Here is a 19,063-nt window from a genome sequence, read left to right as displayed (position 1 = left end):
AGGACCCCGTCCTCCTCGCCGCTGGACGGGGCCCGCGGGTCAGGTGCGGGCGAGGAGGTCGTCGAGGGCTCCGGTGACCTCGGCGACGGTGACCCGGGCGAGGGCTGGGTCGAGCGTCGTCCCCCAGGGGTCGCCGGCGCCGTCCCCGTGCCAGCAGACGACGTGCTGTGGCCGTGCCGGCGGCCCCCACAGCGCGGGTGACACCGGGCCGAAGAGCACCACGGACGGCCGGCGGTAGGCGCTCGCCAGGTGGGCCACCCCGGTGTCTCCGCAGACCACCACCCGGGCGGCGGCGACCACGGCGGCCAGCTCGAGGGACGTCGTCCGGCCGGCCAGCACCGCCTCCGGGCCCAGCCCGGCCTGCTCGGCGACCGCCAGGGCGAGGTCGCGCTCGGCCGGGCCACCGGTGACCACGACCCGGAGCCCGGCCGCGACGAGGTGCCGGGCTACCGCGGCGAACCGCTCGGCCGGCCAGCGCCGGCCGGGGAACGCGGCGCCGGGGTGCACGACCGCGACGTCGCGCACCGGCGGCTCGACGTCCGGCACGGCGAGGTCGAGGGCGTCCGGGTCGCAGTCGACGCCCAGCCCCTCGGAGACCAGCCGGCACCAGCGGCGCACCTCGTGCTCGTCCGGGTACCAGGTCGGTCCGGGGTAGCCGGGGCTGTCGAAGGTGAGCAGCCGCTGCGGGCCCAGGTCGGCGACGACGACGTGCGAGGCCGGGCCCTTGCCGTGCAGGTCCACGGCGAGCTCCGGCGGTGGTCCGGCCCAGTCCAGCGGCTCCAGCTCGACGGCGGGCAGCACCTCGTCGACGGCGTCGATCAGCGCGGCCAGCGGCTCCAGCGCCCGGGTGGTGGCCAGCACCAGCCGGTGCTCGGGCACGGCGGCCCGGATCCCCCGGATCGCCGGCACCCCGGTGAGCAGGTCCCCCAGCCCCAACGGCCGCAACACCACCGCCACCGGCCGCCCGTCGACAGAAATGGCCATTTCTGTCGTCGTGGGGTCGGTCACCAGACGCGGGAGCGTTCGACCAGGGCGGTGGTCGAGTGGCCGTCCAGGTAGGGCAGGACGACGGCCTGACCGCCCCAGCGCTGCAGCACCGCGGCCTCCGGGAGGTCCGCGCCGGCGTAGTCGCCGCCCTTGGCCCAGACGTCCGGTCGTACCTGCTCGAGCACCTCCGCCGGGGTGTCCTCGTCGAAGACGACGACGGCGTCCACGAACTCCAGGGCCTCCAGCACCCGGGCCCGGTCCGCCGCGGTGACCAGCGGGCGCGTCGGGCCCTTGAGCCGGCGCACCGAGTCGTCGGAGTTGATGCAGACGACCAGGCAGTCCCCCAGCCCGCGCGCGGCCTGCAGCGTGGCGACGTGCCCGGCGTGCAGCAGGTCGAAGCAGCCGCCGGTGGCCACGACGGTGCCCCCGGCCGCGCGCACCCGGTCCAGCAGTGCCGCGAGCCGGGGCGCCGGGCCCTGCGCGTCGACGCCGGCTGCGGGGGCTGGACCCACGGCCGGCTCCGTGTCCCAGGCGGTGGCCCCGCCGCGGGCGACGAACGCGCCGGCCGCGGCGACCGCGGAGGTCACCGCCTCGCCGGTGACCGCACCACCGGCGAGCGCCACGGTGACCGCGGCGGCGAAGGAGTCACCGGCACCGCACGGGTCGCCGCCGGTGACCGGGGTGGCGGGCACGACCATCGGTGCGCCCTCGCCGTAGGAGAGCAGGGCACCACGGGCACCGAGGGTGATGGCGACGGCCCCCACCCCCCAGTGCGCGATGAGCGCCTGCGCCCGGGCGCCGACCGCGGCGAGCCCGTCGCCGGTCACGTCCAGCCCGGCGACCCGGGCGGCCTCCGACCCGTTGGGGGTCACCAGCCGGGCCGAGGGCACCGGGTCCGCACCGCGGGGGTGCGGGTCCCAGACCACCGGCCCGGAGGCGGCGGAGAGCGCGGCGCGCACGTCGGGGGCTGACGTCGTCCCGCGGCCGTAGTCGGCGACCAGCACGGCGGCTGCGTCCCGGATCGCCTCGGCCGCGGCGGCCGGGAGCGCGCCGAAGGTCGAGACCGCTCCCCCGCTGTCCAGCCGGGCGACGGAGTGGTCGCCGACCCGGATCCGCTGCTTGACCGGGGTGGCGCTGCTGGCCGGGATCTCGACCAGCCGGACCCGGCCGTCGAGCAGGGCGCGCAGCCGGGCGGCGCCCTCGTCGTCGCTGAGCGGGGTGACCAGCACGACCTCCCGGCCGCCGGCGTTCCGCGCGGCCAGCACGGCGGCCAGCGCGGCCCCGCCCGGACGCTCGCGGGTCTCGACGTCCTCGACCACCGGCACCGGGGCGTCGGGGGTCAGCCGGGACGCCGTCCCGACCAGGTCGACGTCCAGCAGGGCGTCACCGACCACGACGATCGGCCGGGAGGCCGCGCGGGTCACGGGACCACCTCGACGTGGTTGCTGGTGGAGATCCGGGGCGAGTCGGCGAGCACGGCGGCGTCGAAGGCGGCGCACAGCAGGTGCAGCGCGACGAGGTGGCACTCCTGCACCGTCGCGGTCCACGGCGAGTCGATGGCGACCGTCTCGTCGGCCACGGCGGCCAGCGGGTTGGGCGCCGGCCCGGTCATCGCCAGCACGGTGATGCCGCACTCGCGGGCCCGACGGGCGGCGGCGACCGCGTTGGGGCTGCGGCCGCTGGTGGACAGCAGGACCAGCACGTCGCCGTCCCGGCCGTGCGCCTCGACCTGCCGGGCGAACAGCTCGTCGGCCGGGTAGTCGTTGGCGATGGCCGTGAGCGAGGAGGTCTCGGCGGTCAGGCAGATCGCGGAGAACGGCGGGCGGTCGGCGCGGTAGCGGCCCACCAGCTCGGCGGTGAGGTGCTGCGCCTGGGCCGCGCTGCCACCGTTGCCCGCGGCGAGCAGCCGGCCGCGGGAGGGCCCGGTCAGCACGTCGGCGAGCAGCCGGCCCCAGCGGTCCAGCGTCTCGACCTGCTCGGTCAGCCCGCGGAGCGCGGCGCTCAGCGACGCCACGTGGTCGTGCCCGGTGAGGTGCGTGCAGGTGTCGGGCGAGACGACCTCGAGGTGCGAGGACGGGGCGGTGCTCATGACGGTCCTTCCAGCGAGGGGGTTCATCGGGCGGCCTCCACCGGGCTCCGGGCGGCGAGCACCTGGCGGTAGACGGCGTCGGTGTCGGCGACGACCCGGGACCAGCGGTAGCGGGTCCGGGCGCGGGTGACGCCGGCGGCGCCGTAGGCGGTCCGCCGCTCGTCGTCGGCGAGCAGGGCGGCCAGTGCCTGCCCGAGGGCAGCGGGGTCGCGTGGCGGGACGAGGTCCCCGGTCACGCCGTCGGCGACGGTGTCGACCAGCCCGCCGACGGCGGTGGCCACGACCGGGCGGCCGCAGGCCATCGCCTCCAGCGGGGTGATCCCGAACGGCTCGTACCAGGGCACGGCCAGGACGACGTCGGCCGAGCGGATCCAGCCCGGCACGTCGGCCCGGGACACCGCGCCGGTGAAGACCAGCCGGTCGGCGACCCCCAGCTCCGCGGCGACGGCCCGCAGCCGGCAGACCTCCGGGTCGGTGTCCAGCTCGTCGGTCGGCGGGCCGCCGACGACGACCAGCTCGGCGTCGGGGACGGCGGCCAGCGCCCGGACGGCGTCCTCCTGGCCCTTCCGCTCGACCAGCCGGCCCAGCACCAGCAGCCGGGGACGGCCGGAGTGCGGCGCGGCCGGCCCGTCCGGGGTGAACTCGTCGGTGTCCACGCCGCACGGCACGATCGACACCCGGTCGCTGGGGAGCCCGAGCCGACGCAGCTCGAACACCTCGTCGCTGCAGGTGGCGACCACGTGGTCGACGTCGCCGCACAGGTCGCGTTCCAGGTCGATCCGCTGCTCGGGCGAGGTGTCGGCGTCGCCCTGGTGCCGGCGCTTGACCGAGCCGAGGGCGTGGAAGGTCTGCAGCACCGGGATGCCCAGCCGGGAGGCGGCCTGCACCGAGGCCAGGCCGCTCATCCAGAAGTGCGCGTGCACGACGTCCGGCCGGGTCGCCGACCACTCGGCGCGCAGCACGTCGGCGAAGGTGCCCATGTGCTGGAGCAGCTCGTCCTTGGGCACCACCCGGGCCGGCCCGGCGGCGACGTGCGCGACGTCGTAGCCGTCGGCCGTGGTCACCCGGTCCGGCAGCGCGGCGTCGTCCCGGCGGGTGTGCACCGTGACCTGGTGGCCGCGCTGGGCCAGGCCGGCGGCGAGCGCGGCCACGTGCACGTTCTGCCCACCGGCGTCGACGCCGCCGATGGCGGCCAGCGGTGAGGCGTGCTCGCTCACCAGGTCGATCCTCATCTCGTCACCTCCGCCAGGAGAGCGTCCCAGTCGGCGAGGAACCGGCCCAGGCCGTACCGCTCCAGCGCCGCGGCGCGGGCCGCCTTGCCGGCCAGCCGGGCGGCGTCCGGCTCGGCGACGAAGTGCCGCACCGCCTGGGCCAGCCGCTCGGGCCGGGTGGAGAGCACCCCGGCCTCGGCCGGCACCGCCTCGACCGCCTCGGTGGTGGCCAGCCCGACGACCGGCATGCCCAGGTGCATCGCCTCCAGCAGCGACAGTCCCAGCGACGTCCAGCGCACGGGGTGCACGTAGACCCGGCGGCGGGCGAGCTCGTCGTGCATCGCGGCCTGCGGGGGGTCGTCGTGCAGGCCCACCCGGTCCGGGTCGAGCCCGTAGCGCTCGTGCAGCCCGGCCAGGCCCATCCCGAACACGTCGAGCGGCGCGGCGGTGGACAGCAGCGGCAGCAGGTCGCCGCCGGTGTACCGGCCCCGGCGCACGGGCTCGTTGACCACCACGCCGGCCCGGGCCAGCTCGCCGGTGTAGCGCTCGCCCGGGTCGACGATGCCGTGCTCGATGACGGTCGTCGGCGCGCTGCCGTTGTCGTAGAAGAGCTGGTTGAAGTACGTGACGTGCGCGATCGGGATCACCGACTGCTCGGCCAGCGGGTGCTGGGTGTTCGGCACCGACCCGTCCGGGGCGTTGTGCTCCAGGAAGACGGCCGGGAGGTCGCGGCCGGGCTCGCGGCCGAGCCACTCGCGCACCAGCTCGAGGTCGCGGGTGCGCTGCAGCACCACGACGTCGACGTCCTCGGTGCGGAGCTGGTCGGGGGTGACCTCGCGGGCCGACGCCGGCCACTCCCAGGTGCGGGCGCGGCCCAGGCCGTCGGGCCCGCGATCGGGGGTCACCGGGAGCAGGTAGTCGTGCGCGCCCTGGACGAAGGACGTCGTCCAGGAGCCGTGCACGTGCCAGAGCAGGACCTTCATGGTGCGACCACCTTGTCGACGGCGGCGAGGACGTCGGCTGGGCTCACCGACGTCAGACAGGGATGACCGGGCACCGGGCACTCGCGGGCCCGGGTGTCGCGGCAGGGGGCGGACTGGTCGCCGAGGAGCACAGTGGGCACGCCGTAGGGCGCCCACCGCACGGCCGGCACGACCGGGGAGAAGAGGGAGACGACGGGGGTCCCGACCGCGGCAGCCAGGTGCGCCGGGCCGGTGTTGCCGACGACGACGGCGGCCGCACCGTCGAGCAGCGCGGCCATCTCGGCCAGCGTGGTGGCCCCACCGAGGTCGGTGCCGCGGCGGCCGGCGACCGCCGCGGTCAGCGCCCGCTCCCCCGGCCCGCCGGTGACCAGCACCCGCCAGCCCGCGTCGGTCAGCGCCTCGACCGCCTCCGCGCAGCGCTCGGCCGGCCAGGCCCGCGCCGGCACGGAGGCGCCCGGGTGCAGGACGACGTAGCCCGGTTCGTGCGCGGTGGCCGGGAGCGGACGGCGCACGGCGAGCAGCCCGTCGTCCCCGGCGGGCAGCTCGAAGCCGGCGGCGCGGGCCAGCGAGAGCGCCCGCTCCGGCTCGGGCAGGTCGTCGTCCACCCGGTGCCGGACGTCGAGCAGCGAGCCGGGGTAGTCGACGCTGATCGCCGAGATCCGCGCCACCCCGGCGGTGCGCAGCAGCAGCGCCAGCGGCAGCGGCGACTGGTGGAAGCTCGTGCTGACCACCGCCTCGTCGACGCCCAGCGCCCGCACCCGGTCGACGAGTGCGGCGAGGTCGCCGGCGTCCACCGGCTGCGGCGAGCCGTCGATCCACGGGCAGTGCCAGGTCAGCACCTCGTCGACGCCGGGCAGCAGCTCGGCGGCCGCCGTGCCCTGCGGGCTGGCCAGGAGGACGACCCGGTCGGCGGCGGCGGCCACCGCCCGCACGAGCGGGCCCTGCAGCAGCACGTCGCCGGCGTTGTCCAGCCGGGCGACGAGGACGGTGCGGGTCACCAGGCCCCTGCCAGCACGTCCTCGACCGCGTCGACCAGGGTGGGCGCCCGGTGTGCCGCGGCGGTGACCTCGGCGGGGCGGGTGACCATCGTGGGCACCAGGATCGCTGCGGCGCCGGCCGCGGTGGCGGCCCCGACGTCGGCACCGATGTCACCGATGACGACGACGCGGGACGGGTCGACGTCGAGCTCGGCGCAGGCGGCCTTCACCATGCCGGGTGCCGGCTTGCGGCAGTCGCAGCCGTCCTCGGGGGCATGCGGGCAGACCTGCACGGTGTCGAAGGGGCCCAGCAGCTCGGCGACGCGCGCGTTGACCGCGTCGGCCTGCGCCCGGGTGATCAGGCCGCGGCCCACCCCGGACTGGTTGGTCACCAGGCCGATCCGCACCCCGCGCGCGCGGAGGGAGTCCAGCGCCGCGCGGGCGCCGTCGACCGGCCGGACCTGCGCCGGGTCGCCGTTGTAGGGAACGTCGTGCACCAGCGTGCCGTCGCGGTCGAAGAGGACCAGGTCGGGCAGGCCGCGCCACGGCGTCACGGTGCGGTGCTGCACGGCACCGCGCAGGAAGTGCCAGCTGGCCAGCGGCGGGATGAGCGCACTGGTGGCGAGCATGGTGGTCACCTCGGCGCGGTCCCGCGGACCGGGGGCGATCCGCGCCCAGGCGAACTCGGCCGTGCCGGCGGCCCAGCCCAGGGCGGCCAGCGCCGCAGCCCGCGGCCGGCCTGCGGCGGCCAGCCCGAGCGCGGCCAGGGCCGCGCCCGTGACGGCGAGGTGCCGGGGACGGCGGCCGACGGCGGCGTCGGCGCGCTCGCGCCAGGTCGGCCCGTGCAGCCGGCGCATGAGGACGTCGTCGGCGTTGCCGGCCTGCACCCGGGCGGACACCCAGCGGTCGGCCGGCCGGACCGGGTGGGTGATCCACCGCTCGCCGCGGGTCAGCGTCGAGCCGGTGTCCATGACCCGCAGGGCGAGGTCGGAGTCCTCGCGGAAGGCCCGGGGGAAGCGCTCGTCGAAGCCGCCGACCGCGGCCAGCGCCGACCGGCGGTAGGCCAGGTCGGCGGTGATCCAGCTGCTCGTGGCCAGCCCCGCGGTGCCGCGCTCCCAGTCGGTGGGCCGGCGATCGGCCGGCAGCGGCACCCGGACCCGGCCCTGGGTGCCGGCCGCGTCCGCGGGCAGGGCCGCGAGGTCCTCGGCGAGCCGGGCGTACCAGTCGGGGTCGGGGACGACGTCGTCGTCCAGGAAGGCGATCCACTCCGTGCCCGCGGTGCGCCAGCCGAGGTTGCGGGCCACCGCCGGCCCTCCGCCGCCGGTGCGCACCACCCGGACCGGGGGCAGGCCGGGGCGCTCCGGGCGCAGCGGCTCACCGGTGGGCCGGTCGTCGACCAGCACGATCTCCGCCGGCCGCGGACCGGCGGCGTCGGCCAGGGCATCGAGGAGCACGTCCAGCGACGGCCGTCCGATCGTCGGCACGACGACCGTGCAGTTGCGCAAGACACCCGTCATGCCCCGAATCGTGCCCGGAAGATCGTTCCCGAAACACTACGGGCTTTAAGTTTCCCCGCCGTTGGCCGTCCGTCACCCGATCGGGGGCACGCGCCGGTCCGGCTCGGCCGCCCGGTGTCGGGCCGCCGGCGTCAGCGGGGACGGCGGGTGGCGGAGGACACCCGGGCGAGCGCGTCGGTGACCACGGCGGCGTCGTCCCCGAGCATCGTGAGCAGGTGCGCCACCAGGTCGTCGTGGGTGGACATCGCCGCGCGGACCCGGTCCCGGCCGGTGTCGGTCAGCCGGGCGTGCAGCAGCCGCCGGTCGCCGTCCAGTCGCTCACGGGTGACCAGTCCGTCGTCGACGAGCCGGTTGACCGTGCTGGTGATCCCCGGCCGGGAGAGGCCGACCGCATCGGCGAGGTCGCCCATGGAGGCGTGCTCCTGCGGGGACTCGGCCACCCGGCGCAGCACCTCGAAGCCGGTGAGCGACAACCCGTGCTGCCGGTGCAGCGCCGAGTCGACCCGCCGGGTGATCCGGTCGTGGACCTGGACGATGCGCAGCCAGGTCTCCGGTGCGCTCGGCCCCGCGGCCGCCAGACCCCGTACGTCCCGGGGGACGCCTCGGGGTGGTGCGCCGTCGTGCAGCCGGTCCCTGGGCTGGTCCATCGGTGGGTCCACGTCTCCTTCGCAGTGCTCGTGCCGGTGTCGTCCGCCGTGCTGCTCGCTCAGCGTCGTCCCCCGGGGTGCCCGTTCCGCGACCGGCGCACGCCCACCAGCCCGAGTGAACCGGCTGCGGTGAGCAGGACCAGCCCGGCGGCGAGCACCGCCGGCGAACCGGTCCGCTCGGTCACCGGTGCGGCGCGGGCGGCGACCTGGAGGCCGATCTCGGCGGTCGCCGCGGACTCGCTGCCGACGAGCTCCAGCGTGGCCGCACCCAGCGCCACACCGCGCGGGATCTGGACGACGGCCTCCACGCTGCCGTCGGCCGCCGCGGTGACGGTGTTGAGCAGCTCGGTGCCGCCGGCCATCCGGACGTCGACCGGCTCACCGGGTTCGAAGCCGCTGGCCCGCACGGTCACCACCCCGCCCGGCGACACGGTGACCGCCGGGGTCGAGGCCGTGGCGTCGCTCGGGCTGGACGGGGCGCCGGCTCCGACGTCGGTCTCCGTGGCGGTGGCGGACGGCGCACCGGCCGCTGCGCCGCTGGGGCCGCTGGACCGCGGCCCGGACGTGCTCGACGGCGTGCCGGTGGTCGTCGTGGGGGGCGGCGTGACGGGCGGGGGCGTCGCGCTGGACGGCGCAGGTGTCGGCGTCGGGCTCGACGGCACAGGGGTCGACGGGGGTGGTGCGACCGGCGGCGGGACGGCAGGCGGCGTCGTCGGCGTCGGGTCCGGTACGGGGGTCGACGGGTCCGGGGGCGGCTCGGGAGTCGGGGTCGGCTCGGGAGTCGGGGTCGGCTCGGGAGTCGGCGTCGGCGTGGGAGTCGGGGTCGGGCTCGGCCGGACCGCCTCGCAGTCCTCCTCGCTCGGCCGGGTGTAGGTCTGGAACTCCAGCGGCTGCTCCGGCGTCCCGTCCGGGTCCGTCACCGTCACCGACACGTCGACGGTGACGCCCCAGTCGACGTCCTCGCTGGTCAGCTCCACCTGCTCGCCGGGGGCGAGGTCGGCGGCGTCCTGCTCCTCGACGCCGTCGAAGACCAGGGCGACGCGGTGCGGCTCGGTGCCGTTGGTGACCTGGACGCGGACGACGCCCGGACCGCAGCTGGGGCCGTGGGTGACCGCCCCGATCGGGCGACGCCGGTCCTCGAGGGCGGCGGCGGGACCAGCCACGGCGACCCCGGTGACCAGGAGCGCACCGAGGGCGAGGCCGACGGTCAGGCGAGCGGGCAGCACCGGGCGGGCGGACGAGAACGTCAGCGGCACTGCGGTCCCCCGTTCTCCAGCGCTCGACGGACGACTGCTGCGCGGCGCACCGTCGTCCTGCCCAGGAACTCCCTCCACCATGCCCGGTGGCCTCGATCAGCGGGGACCGCCACTCCCGTCACGTCCGTCCCACAGGCGTGTCACGACTGGCGTGTCGCCCAGGTCGGTCGACCGGGCGGACGGTCGTGCCCCCCGCCGGGGCCGGTCCAGGGAGCTGTCCGCGAGACCCAGGTCACTACGGTGACCCGATGACCTCAGCGGCAGGGACCGGGCGGCGGCGGCAGGACGTGGTCTACCGGGCGGGGGTCTACGGCAGGCACCCCCGGGTGCCCACCGTGTACCGGGCGCTGGCCCGGGAGGCCAAGCGCCGGCTGGACGCCCGGGCCTACGGCTACGTCGCCGGCGGCGCCGGTGACGAGGCCACCCAGCGGGCCGACCGGACGGCGTTCGACCGCTGGTCCGTCGTGCCCCGGGTGCTGCGCGACGTCAGCCGCCGCGACACCTCGGTCGAGCTGTTCGGACGCCGGCTCCCGGCACCCGTGCTGCTCGGGCCGGTGGGTGCGCTGGAGCTGGTGCACCCCGAGGGCGACCTCGCCGTCGCCCGCGCCGCGGCGGCGGTCGGGGTGCCGATGGTCTTCTCCAACCAGGCGTCGGTGCCGATGGAGACCACCGCGGCGGCGATGGGCGACAGCCCGCGGTGGATGCAGCTGTACTGGTCGACCTCCGACGAGCTGGTGGAGAGCCTGCTGGGCCGCGCGGAGGCCACCGGTTGCGATGCCGTCGTCGTCACCCTGGACACCACGATGCTCGGCTGGCGCCCCCGGGACCTGGACCTCGGGCACCTGCCGTTCGCGCTGGGCAAGGGCATCGCGCAGTACACCTCCGACCCGGTGTTCCGCCGGCTGGTCGAGGAGCGGGCTGCCGCCGCGGGTGCGCCGCGGGACCCCCAGCCCCGGCCGAACCTCGCCGCGGTGCGGGCCCTGGTGGGGATGGCCCGCGCCTGGCCCGGCCCGCTGGTGGAGAACCTGCGCTCCCCGCTCCCCCGCGCCGCCGTCGAGACCTTCCTGTCCATCTACTCCCGCCCGTCGATCACCTGGGCCGACCTCGCCTGGCTCCGCGAGCGCACCCGGCTGCCGATCGTGCTCAAGGGCGTCCTGCACCCGGACGACGCCCGGCGGGCGGTCGACGAGGGTGTCGACGGGATGGTGGTGAGCACCCACGGCGGGCGGCAGGTCGACCGGTCGATCGCCGCCCTGGACGCGCTGCCCGACGTGGTGGACGCCGTCGCCGACCGGGTGCCGGTGTTGTTCGACAGCGGGGTGCGCAGCGGCGCCGACGTGCTGGTGGCCGTCGCCCTGGGCGCGCGAGCGGTGCTGCTGGGCCGTCCCTACGCCTGGGGCCTGGGGGTGGCCGGCGAGGACGGCGTCCGTCAGGTGGTGGAGGACGTGCTCGGCGAGTTCGACCTCACGCTCGGGCTGACCGGCCACACCGCCGTCGACCAGCTCACCCGGGAGGCCCTCCGCCGCCGCCCCTGATCCACCAAAATGGCCATTTTGGTGGCGGGTCAGGTGGGGAGGGTGCCGGCCCGGACCTGGACGTGCCCGCCGCGCAGGTCCGCCCGGTCGACGTCGGTGCACTGCTGCTCGACGGCCTGCCACGGCCGGGCGGCGGGATCGGCGCCGCCGCTCCACATCGCCACGTCCGCCAGCGCGCGCAGCGGCCGCGGCCCCCGCTGCGCCCGCTGCATGTCGACCACCGCGACCCGGGCACCCGGTCGGGCGAGGGCCACCGCGGCACGCCAGGCGGCCGGCCAGTCGTCCATCAGGGAGAGCGCGTAGGTGAACAGGACGGCGTCGGCACCGTCGTCCCCGAGCGCCTCCGCCAACCGCTGCGCCGGCGGCCGGGTCGCGTCGCCGGCCACGAGTTCCACCCCCGACCAGCCCAGCGAGGCGGCCCGTCGACCCGCCCGGGCGAGCATCGCCCGGCTGGCGTCCAGCCCGACGAAGCGCCCGTCGTCCCCGACCCGGTCGTGGACCGGCCGCAGGTCCAGACCGGTGCCGCAGCCGACGACGAGCACCCGGTCGCCCCTGCTCAGCCGCAGCCCGGACACGCCGGCCAGCCGGCCCGCCCGGTACACCGGCCACTCACCGGAGACGAGGTCGTAGACGGGTGCGATGAGCTCGTACTGCCGGGCACGGCCGACCATCCCTGCTCCCTCCGTCGCTGTGCTCCCGGTTCCCTCCCTGCCGCGGTGCACACCCTCGTCCCGCCGGGCAGACTGGCCCGCACCGCCCTCGACCACCGGAGACGCCCGTCGTGCCCGACCTCGACGTCACCCGCAGGCGGTGGGAGCTGCTGGTCGTGGGCGCCGGCACCGCCGGCCTGCTCGCCGCCCAGACCGCCGCCTCCCTGGGCGCCCGGGTGCTGCTCGTCGACCGCGGCACCTGGGGCGGTGAGTGCCTGTGGACCGGGTGCGTGCCCTCCAAGGCGCTGATCGCGGCCGGCGAGGCCGCGGCGGCCGCACGCGCCGCCGCCGGGTTCGGGGTGCAGGTGGACGGCGTCCGGATAGACGGGGCGGCGGTGCTGGCGTCGGTCCGGGCTGCGGTCCGGGAGATCGAGCCGGTCGACTCGCCCGAGGCGCAGCGGGCCGCGGGCGTCGCCGTGGCCGAGGGGCAACTGGTCTTCACCGGCCCGTCCACCGCCGTGCTGGACGGCCGCCGGGTCCGGTTCCGCCAGGCCGTCGTGGCCACCGGCTCCGCCCCGGCGCTGCCCGCCGTCCCCGGGCTGGCCGACTCCCCGCCGCTGACCACCGAGACGCTCTGGGACGAACGCGATCTGCCGGAGCGGCTGGTCGTGCTCGGTGGCGGCACCACCGGCTGCGAGCTGGGCCAGGCGATGGCCCGGCTCGGCGTCCGGGTGGACCTCGTGGAGACCGCCGACCGGCTGCTGTCGGCCGAGGACCCGGCTGCGTCGGCGCTGGTCACCGCCGCGCTGCGCGCCGACGGCGTCACCGTGCACCTCTCGACGCAGGTCCAGCGGGTGTCCGGGGCCCCAGGCGACACCCGGGTGACGCTGGCCGACGGCGGCGAGCTCCGCTGCGACCGCCTCCTGGTCACCACCGGGCGACGGGCCGCCGGTGACGGTCTCGGGCTGGACGCGGCCGGCGTTCAGCGGGACGACGACGGCTGGGTCGTCGTCGACGCGCACCTGCGCACCAGCAACCCGCGCATCTGGGCCGCCGGCGACGTCACCGGCCAACCGCAGTACACCCACCTGGCGGGTCTGCACGGCTCGACGGTCGCCGCCAACGCCGTGCTGGGGCTGCGCCGCCGGGTCGACCTGACCGCGCTGCCCCGGGTCACCTTCACCCAGCCGGAGGTCGCTGCCGTGGGTGCGCCGACCGGCACGGCCGAGCAGGCCGGCCTGCGGGTGCTGGAACAGGGACACCAGCACAGCGACCGGGCGATCACCGACCGGCGCACGGACGGGGTCACCCGCCTCGCCGTCGACGCCCGGCACCGGGTGCGCGGCGCGACGGTCGTCGGACCGCGGGCCGGGGAGACCCTCGCCGAGCTGACCCTCGCCGTCACCCAGGGGCTCACCACCAGCGACCTGACCGCCTCGACCCACCCTTACCCCACCCATGCCGACCCGGTGTGGCAGGCGGCCATCAGCGACTACCGGAGCCGTTTGGCGGCGCCGGTCCCCCGGCGGGCGATCGCCGCGCTCCGCCACCTGCACCGCCTCCGGACGGCGCTGACCCGATGACCGTCCTGCTGGGCTTGGAGGCCGCGGAGCACAGCGGTGGGGACGACGGCGCCCTCCGGCTGGCCGCTGGGCTGGCCGGTGCGGAGGGCTCCCCGGTCGTCGTGACGACGGTCGTGCCGCTCGACCCGCCGCACGCGACCACCTCCCGGCTCGACCACGAGTACCGGCAGTGGCGGGCCGCGCTGACCGCCACCCGCCACGCGGAGGCGCTCACCGCACTGCGGAGGGCCGGGGTCGAGGACGTCCGCACCGCCGTCGTCCCGGCGTCCTCGGTGCCCGCCGGCCTGGTCGAGTCGGCCCACCGGTACCGGGCGCGGGTGCTCGTGCTCGGCGCCGCGACCGAGGCGCCGGCGGGTCGGTTCGCGGCGGGCTCGGTCGCCGAACCGCTGCTGCACAGCTCGCCGGTGCCGCTGGCGCTGGCCCCGCGGGCGTGGTCGGCGCCGGCGGAGCCCACCCGGCTCACCTGCACCTGGGCGGACGCGGCCCGCTCCGCCGACGCGCTGTCCGCCACCCGCGCGCTCGCCGAGCGCTGGGGTGTGCCGGTCCGGCTGGCGACCTTCGTGCCCGAGCGCGCCGCCCTGCTGCCCTCGGAGACCGGCCTGCCGCTGGAGCACGTGGTCAACGAGGAGTGGGCCGTTCAGGTGCAGGGCTCGCTGGAGCACGCCGTGGCGGACTGGTCCGGCCCGTGGCCCGTCCCGGAGACCGTGCAGGGCCGCGGCGCCGGCTGGGCGGGGGCGGTGGCTGCCGTGCCGTGGATGCCCGGAGACGTGCTGGTGCTCGGGTCGTCACGCCTCGGACCGGAGGGGCGGGTCTTCCTCGGCTCGGCGGCGACGAAGATCCTGCGGGCCGCGACCGTCCCGGTGCTGGTCGTCCCGCGCGGCGACGACGCCGCGCCGCGGCTGGCTTGACGACGACTGTGGCCTGAGTCACAGTGAACGCGGGCGGGGGAGCCGGCTGAGAATGGCTCTCCACTGCTGGAGAGACCGACCAACGCGGCCAGACCGTCAGGACCGGCCCCCCGCCCCTCAGCCCTCTCCGCGGCGAGCCGGCTGGCTGCCGTCCGGGTGCCGACTCGGCTTCGGGAGCGGGCTCAGGAAGCCGGAACCGGCTTCGTTGCCGCATCGCGAGCGAGCTCCGGCTCTGGTGCTGACCCGATGCGGGAGCGGGCATAGGGAGCCAGAACCGGCTCAGGTGTCGCGTCGGGAGCCAGCTCCGGCTTGGGTGCTGACCCCGGTTCGGGAGCGGGTTCAGGGGGCCTGGATCCGGCTCGGGGGTGGGCTCAGGGGGCCGGTGCGGGCGCAGGGTCCGGCTCGGGAGCGGGAGGGGGAGCCGGCGCGGGAGCCGGCTCAGGAGCGGGAGCCGGCTCAGGAGCGGGAGCCGGCGCGGGTGCCGGCTCCGGCGCGGGCTCCGGAGCAGGCCCCGGCTCCGGGACGGGCTCCGGGACGGGCTCCGGTGCAGGCCCCGGCTCCGGCGCGGGCCCAGGTCCCGGCTCGGGTGCCGGCTCCGGCGCGGGAGTCGGGTCCGGTGCGGGAGTCGGCTCCGGTGCAGGAGTCGGGTCCGGCACGGGAGTCGGGTCCGGCACGGGAGTCGGCGTCGGTTCCGGGGCCGGCTCGGGCGCGGGAGTCGGCTCGGGGGCGGGCTCGGGCGCAGGGGGCGGCACCGGGCTGGGCTCCGGTGCCGGCTCCGGGCTCGGCTCGGGAGCCGGCTCGGGTCGGGGCGCGGGCGTGCGCACCGGCTTCGGGGGCGGCGGGGGCGCGTAGTCGGCCCCGTTGCTGACCAGCATCGTCACCTGGCCACCCGGCGGGACGGAACGACCGCCGGACGGGGCGAGCCCGATCACCCGGCCGGCGGGCCGGGCGCCGTCCACGACCTGCCGGGCGACCTGGAACCCGCGCTCGGCCAGCAGCCCCTGACACCAGTCCGACCAGGCGCCGACGCACCCACCCGGGACGGTGGCGCGCTCACTGCGCAGGTACTTCGGGTCCGGCGGCGCGAAACCAGCGACGGGTCGGCCGGTGAGCACCGGCGCCATCGCGTCGTGCCAGACGGTGGCCGCCTTGCCACCACCGAAGCCGCCGACGTCCTGGTTGCGGACCGGGTCGTAGACCATGACGCTCGCCGCGAACTGCGGGGTGTAGCCGACGAAGGTGACCGAGTAGTTGCCCTGGGTGGTGCCCGTCTTCCCGGCGATCTGGTGGCCGGGGACGTGCGCCCGGCGACCGGTCTGCCCGGGGGAGCCCGGCTCGACGTCCTTGCGCAGCGCGTGGTTGAGCGTGTCGGCGATGCCCGGCGCGATCACCTCGGGAGTGCACTGCGGGGCGCCGACCAGCGGCTGGCCGTCCGGGCCGGCCAGCGGCTCCCCGGACCGGTCGACGACGGCCTCGACCAGCCGTGGCTCGCAGCGCGTGCCACGGGCGGCGAGGGTGGCGTAGGCGTTGGCCAGGGCCAGCGGGCTGGTCGCCTCGGCCCCGAAGGTGAACGAGCCCCGGTTCTCCGCGACGACCTGGTCGGCGATCGGGTCGAGGCTGGTCAGCCCCAGCCGCTGGGCCACCCGGACCGGCCCCTCGACGCTGCCCAGCGCGTCCTCGAGAGCGAGGAAGTAGGTGTTGGAGGAGCGGTAGAGGGCCTGCTCCATGTCCAGCCGGCGCGGGTAGCTGCCGGCGTTCTCGACGTCGTAGGGGCCGTCCCCGTCGCGGTAGACCTCGGAGACGTAGGGGTCCGGGGTCCGCAGCTCGAAGTCCAGCCCGAAGCCCTGCTCCAGCGCGGCGGCGGCGGTGAAGACCTTGTACGTCGAGCCGGCCCCCTGCCCGGCGACGGCGGGGAGGTCGACCGTGGTCTGCGCCGGGTCGGCCTCGTCGAGCCCGTACCTGCGGTTGACCGACATGGCCAGCACCCGGCCGGTGCCGGGCTCGACGTTCACGTAGACGGCGGCGCGCGGGTCGTCCATCGCCAGGGTCTGCACCACGGCGGCGTCCCCGGCCAGCTGCACCCCCGGGTCCAGGGTCGTGCGCACGGTCAGCCCACCGGCCTGCAGCTGCTCGTGGGTCACGCCGTACTGCTCGGTGAGCACCTTCAGCAGGTGCCCGCAGAAGAAGGCGCCGATGATCGCCTCGGTGCACCCGTTGGGGGCGCTGCCCCCGTCGACGACGCCGAGCGGCTCCGCCCGGGCGGCGTCCGCGGCGGCCTGGTCGAGCAGGCCGACCTCGGCCATGCGGCGCAGGACGAGGTCGCGCCGCTGCTTCGTCGGCTCGGGTGCGGTCACCGGGTCGTAGTAGGCGGGGCTGCGGACCAGCCCGGCCAGCATCGCGGCCTGGGCGGCGGTCAGCTGGTCGGCGGTGGTCCCGAAGTAGCGCTGCGCGGCGGCGGCCACCCCGTAGGCGCCGTTCCCGAAGTAGACGGTGTTCAGGTATCGGGTGAGGATCTCCTCCTTGGTGTACTCCGCCTCCACCGCCAGGGCGATCTGCGCCTCCCGCAGCTTGCGGCCGACGGTGTCGGCCGTCGCCGCAGCCCGCCCGTCGGCGTCCTCGGCCGTCTGCAGCCGCAGCTGCTTGACCAGCTGCTGGGTGATCGTGGAACCGCCCTCGGTGACCTCGCCGGCGGCGATGTTGCGCGCCAGGGCTCGCAGCAGCCCGCGGGAGTCCACCCCCGGGTGGTCGCGGAACCGGGCGTCCTCGATCGCGATCAGCGCGTCCTTCATCACCGGGGCGATCTGCTCGCCGGTGAGCGGGTGCCGGTTGCGCGAGTAGATCTCGGTGATCAGTGAGCCGTCCGCGGCGAGGACGCGGGTGTTGCCCGGCAGCCGGGTGTCGACGGCGGCGGTCTCGAGCGGGCGGACGAGGGCGGCACCCTGCTGCGCCAGCGCGCTGGCCCCGCCGAGCCAGGGCGCGACGACCCCGGCGACCAGCCCGCCGGCGACCACGAGCGCGATGACCAGGCGGAGCAGGACGACGCCGCGGCGGGGACGCGGCGCGGCCGGTTCTGCAGCCGGCAGCAGCCAGGGCTGTCCGCCCGAGGGCCGACCTCCTCCTCCGGCGATGACCTGCACCTCTTCCGACGCTGGGCAGCCGACATCCGCCCGCCGGCCACGGTGGGTTGTCCCCCACGGTGCTCTGGGACGCCCAGCCCATGCACGCCGTCGTCACTTCTCAATGTGATCGTCATGTCCCCGGTGCCGCCGGATGGGCGCGGCGGCGCGCCCGTCCGGGCCGTACGGTCGCTCGGTGACCGCTGCGCAGGAGCTGCTGACCGAACGGGTCCAGGGCGTGCTCGACGTCCCGTTGCACGCCTGGCTCGGCCTGCGGCTCGCTGATCCGGCCGACCCCGCGGCCGGCCTGGTCCTGCCGGTCGGGCCGCCGACGCTGAACAACGGCGGGGTGCTGCACGGTGGGCTGGTGGCGGCCCTCTTGGACGTCGCCGCCTACGTCCACCTGCTCCCCCACCTCGGCCAGGGCGAGAACGCGGTGACGCACGACGCGACCAGCTCACTGCTGCGGGCAGTGCAGCCGGGCGCGGAGCTGCGGCTGACCGGCACGCTGCTGCGACTCGGCCGGTCGGTGGCGTTCCTGCGCGCCGAGGCGAGCGTCGACGGGGTGCTGGTCGCCGCCGGCCAGGTGACGAAGACCGTGCTGCGCCCCCGCTGAGCACGGACGCGCACCGCACCCACACTCGAGACGACGAACCGGAGAGCCGCACCGATGACCAGCACCCTCACGCCACCCGGGTTCGCCGCCCGGCTCAAGGAGGCGACCCAGGCCGACCACACCGCGGCGGAGGCCTCGGGGTTCGTCACCGCGCTGCTCGCCGGGGAGCTCCCCCGCACCGCCTACGCCGACCTGCTCACCCAGACGCATGCGGTCTACGCGGTGCTGGAGGAGGCGGCCGTGGCCCAGGCCGACTCCCCCGAGGTGCGCCCCTTCCTGCACCCGGGGCTGGTCCGGCTGCCCGCGCTGGAAGCCGACCTGGCCTTCCTGCTGGGGCCGGGGTGGCGGAGCGAGGGGGTGGTCCTGCCGGCCACGGAGCGGTACGTGGCCCGGTTGCGGGAGGTCGCCTTCGACTGGCCGGCCGGGTTGGTGGCCCACCACTACCTGCGCTACCTCGGCGACCTGTCGGGCGGGCAGATCATCCGCCGGCTGGTTCGCCGCACCTTCGGCCTGGAGCAGGACGGCGTGCGGTTCTACGTGTTCGACCAGATCCCCAAGCCCAAGCCGTTCAAGGACGCGTACCGGGCCGCGCTCGACGCCGCACCGTGGAGTGCGGCGGAGCAGGACCGGGTGATCGCCGAGGTGTCGCTGGCCTTCCGGCTCAACGCCGACGTCTTCGCCGACCTCGGCGCGCGGCACGGGACGGGCGGGCCGGCCCCGGCCTGAACCGCTCCGGAGAACACTGCGGCCCCGCACTCCGAGGAGTGCGGGGCCGTGGTGCTGTCTCAACCAGACGTGCGCCCGAAGGGACTCGAACCCCTAACCTTCTGATCCGTAGTCAGATGCTCTATCCGTTGAGCTACGGGCGCGTGGTGCGTGTTCAGTTGTCGCGCGGAGGCTCCGGGATTTGAACCCGGGATGGGGATTAACCCAAACCGCATTAGCAGTGCGGCGCCATAGACCGGACTAGGCGAAGCCTCCCGGGGAC

At 76.6% G+C, this 19,063-nt stretch carries 16 protein-coding genes and 2 tRNA genes; 5 read left to right on the top strand and 13 right to left on the bottom strand.

All coding sequences use genetic code 11. The annotated features are described in order from the left end of the window. Positions 1-39: 39 nt before the first annotated feature. The 9 genes from O2W15_RS18725 to O2W15_RS18685 form a co-directional block, all read right to left on the bottom strand. Positions 40-984, bottom strand: a complete 945-nt coding sequence (locus O2W15_RS18725) for a glycosyltransferase family 9 protein (protein WP_269180486.1) — start codon at positions 982-984, stop codon at positions 40-42. Between the two features lie 20 nt (positions 985-1,004). Continuing rightward, positions 1,005-2,411 carry a D-glycero-beta-D-manno-heptose 1-phosphate adenylyltransferase gene (gene rfaE2, locus O2W15_RS18720; protein WP_269180485.1) on the bottom strand — a complete coding sequence of 469 codons (1,407 nt, stop codon included), beginning with the start codon at positions 2,409-2,411 and terminating at the stop codon, positions 1,005-1,007. Continuing rightward, positions 2,408-3,076, bottom strand: coding sequence for a D-sedoheptulose-7-phosphate isomerase (locus tag O2W15_RS18715; protein WP_269180484.1), 669 nt, complete (start codon positions 3,074-3,076; stop codon positions 2,408-2,410). The genes rfaE2 and O2W15_RS18715 overlap by 4 nt, the downstream gene beginning before the upstream one ends. A gap of 23 nt (positions 3,077-3,099) precedes the next feature. Continuing rightward, a complete protein-coding gene (locus O2W15_RS18710; RefSeq protein ID WP_269180483.1) occupies positions 3,100-4,308 on the bottom strand; it encodes a glycosyltransferase in 1,209 nt (402 codons plus the stop codon). Beyond that, positions 4,305-5,270 (bottom strand): glycosyltransferase, encoded by a 966-nt coding sequence (locus O2W15_RS18705; RefSeq protein ID WP_269180482.1) that lies wholly within the window; start codon positions 5,268-5,270, stop codon positions 4,305-4,307. The genes O2W15_RS18710 and O2W15_RS18705 overlap by 4 nt, the downstream gene beginning before the upstream one ends. Then, positions 5,267-6,268: a glycosyltransferase family 9 protein gene (locus O2W15_RS18700; RefSeq protein WP_269180481.1), complete on the bottom strand. Its 1,002-nt coding sequence runs from the start codon at positions 6,266-6,268 to the stop codon at positions 5,267-5,269. The genes O2W15_RS18705 and O2W15_RS18700 overlap by 4 nt, the downstream gene beginning before the upstream one ends. Next, on the bottom strand, positions 6,265-7,764 hold the full coding sequence (locus tag O2W15_RS18695) for an HAD-IIIA family hydrolase (RefSeq protein ID WP_269180480.1): 1,500 nt from the start codon (positions 7,762-7,764) through the stop codon (positions 6,265-6,267). Before O2W15_RS18695 ends, O2W15_RS18700 begins: the two co-directional genes overlap by 4 nt. 131 nt (positions 7,765-7,895) lie before the next feature. After that, positions 7,896-8,411, bottom strand: a complete 516-nt coding sequence (locus tag O2W15_RS18690) for a MarR family winged helix-turn-helix transcriptional regulator (protein WP_036341295.1) — start codon at positions 8,409-8,411, stop codon at positions 7,896-7,898. Positions 8,412-8,470: 59 nt separating this feature from the next. Next, the gene (locus O2W15_RS18685; protein ID WP_269180479.1) at positions 8,471-9,667 is read right to left on the bottom strand and encodes a hypothetical protein; all 1,197 of its coding nucleotides are present in this window, start codon (positions 9,665-9,667) and stop codon (positions 8,471-8,473) included. Positions 9,668-9,915: 248 nt separating this feature from the next. On the opposite strand from O2W15_RS18685, the gene O2W15_RS18680 reads away from it, so the two are divergent. Then, complete coding sequence (locus O2W15_RS18680) at positions 9,916-11,202, top strand: alpha-hydroxy-acid oxidizing protein (protein ID WP_269161246.1); 1,287 nt, start codon at positions 9,916-9,918, stop codon at positions 11,200-11,202. A 29-nt stretch (positions 11,203-11,231) separates the two neighbouring features. Here O2W15_RS18680 and O2W15_RS18675 read toward each other — a convergent pair whose 3' ends face one another. Then, positions 11,232-11,873: a class I SAM-dependent methyltransferase gene (locus tag O2W15_RS18675; RefSeq protein ID WP_269180478.1), complete on the bottom strand. Its 642-nt coding sequence runs from the start codon at positions 11,871-11,873 to the stop codon at positions 11,232-11,234. A 110-nt stretch (positions 11,874-11,983) separates the two neighbouring features. On the opposite strand from O2W15_RS18675, the gene O2W15_RS18670 reads away from it, so the two are divergent. Both O2W15_RS18670 and O2W15_RS18665 read left to right on the top strand, forming a co-directional pair. Next, complete coding sequence (locus O2W15_RS18670; RefSeq protein WP_269180477.1) at positions 11,984-13,435, top strand: dihydrolipoyl dehydrogenase family protein; 1,452 nt, start codon at positions 11,984-11,986, stop codon at positions 13,433-13,435. Then, positions 13,432-14,343 carry a universal stress protein gene (locus O2W15_RS18665; protein ID WP_269180476.1) on the top strand — a complete coding sequence of 304 codons (912 nt, stop codon included), beginning with the start codon at positions 13,432-13,434 and terminating at the stop codon, positions 14,341-14,343. The genes O2W15_RS18670 and O2W15_RS18665 overlap by 4 nt, the downstream gene beginning before the upstream one ends. Positions 14,344-14,714: 371 nt before the next feature. Here the strand turns inward: O2W15_RS18665 and O2W15_RS18660 are convergent, their stop codons facing one another. Then, a complete protein-coding gene (locus tag O2W15_RS18660) occupies positions 14,715-17,480 on the bottom strand; it encodes a penicillin-binding protein (RefSeq protein ID WP_269180475.1) in 2,766 nt (921 codons plus the stop codon). A 175-nt stretch (positions 17,481-17,655) separates the two neighbouring features. Here O2W15_RS18660 and O2W15_RS18655 point away from each other — a divergent pair, with 175 nt between their 5' ends. Continuing rightward, entirely contained in the window at positions 17,656-18,075 is a 420-nt protein-coding gene (locus tag O2W15_RS18655) for a PaaI family thioesterase (RefSeq protein WP_269180474.1), read from the top strand. A gap of 54 nt (positions 18,076-18,129) precedes the next feature. Further along, positions 18,130-18,801 (top strand): biliverdin-producing heme oxygenase, encoded by a 672-nt coding sequence (locus O2W15_RS18650; RefSeq protein WP_269161240.1) that lies wholly within the window; start codon positions 18,130-18,132, stop codon positions 18,799-18,801. Positions 18,802-18,871: 70 nt separating this feature from the next. Here the strand turns inward: O2W15_RS18650 and O2W15_RS18645 are convergent. Both O2W15_RS18645 and O2W15_RS18640 read right to left on the bottom strand, forming a co-directional pair. Further along, positions 18,872-18,944: transfer RNA gene (locus O2W15_RS18645), tRNA-Arg, on the bottom strand. A 23-nt stretch (positions 18,945-18,967) separates the two neighbouring features. Beyond that, positions 18,968-19,056 (bottom strand) — tRNA-Ser (locus O2W15_RS18640). Positions 19,057-19,063 lie beyond the last annotated feature (7 nt).

This window comes from Modestobacter sp. VKM Ac-2979, assembly GCF_026967995.1.
Taxonomy (GTDB): domain Bacteria; phylum Actinomycetota; class Actinomycetes; order Mycobacteriales; family Geodermatophilaceae; genus Modestobacter.
The sequence above is the reverse complement of the archived record's forward strand: the minus strand, read 5'-3'. Positions and strand labels throughout refer to the sequence as shown.

Bases quoted from the DNA above. Each gene is read 5' to 3' on its own strand.
- O2W15_RS18725 (WP_269180486.1), bottom strand. From the start codon at position 984: ATGGCCATTTCTGTCGACGGGCGGCCGGTGGCGGTGGTGTTGCGGCCG.
- O2W15_RS18665 (WP_269180476.1), top strand. From the start codon at position 13,432: ATGACCGTCCTGCTGGGCTTGGAGGCCGCGGAGCACAGCGGTGGGGAC.
- O2W15_RS18675 (WP_269180478.1), bottom strand. From the start codon at position 11,873: ATGGTCGGCCGTGCCCGGCAGTACGAGCTCATCGCACCCGTCTACGAC.
- O2W15_RS18650 (WP_269161240.1), top strand. From the start codon at position 18,130: ATGACCAGCACCCTCACGCCACCCGGGTTCGCCGCCCGGCTCAAGGAG.
- O2W15_RS18695 (WP_269180480.1), bottom strand. From the start codon at position 7,764: ATGACGGGTGTCTTGCGCAACTGCACGGTCGTCGTGCCGACGATCGGA.
- O2W15_RS18705 (WP_269180482.1), bottom strand. From the start codon at position 5,270: ATGAAGGTCCTGCTCTGGCACGTGCACGGCTCCTGGACGACGTCCTTC.
- O2W15_RS18690 (WP_036341295.1), bottom strand. From the start codon at position 8,411: ATGGACCAGCCCAGGGACCGGCTGCACGACGGCGCACCACCCCGAGGC.
- O2W15_RS18715 (WP_269180484.1), bottom strand. From the start codon at position 3,076: ATGAGCACCGCCCCGTCCTCGCACCTCGAGGTCGTCTCGCCCGACACC.
- O2W15_RS18680 (WP_269161246.1), top strand. From the start codon at position 9,916: ATGACCTCAGCGGCAGGGACCGGGCGGCGGCGGCAGGACGTGGTCTAC.
- O2W15_RS18710 (WP_269180483.1), bottom strand. From the start codon at position 4,308: ATGAGGATCGACCTGGTGAGCGAGCACGCCTCACCGCTGGCCGCCATC.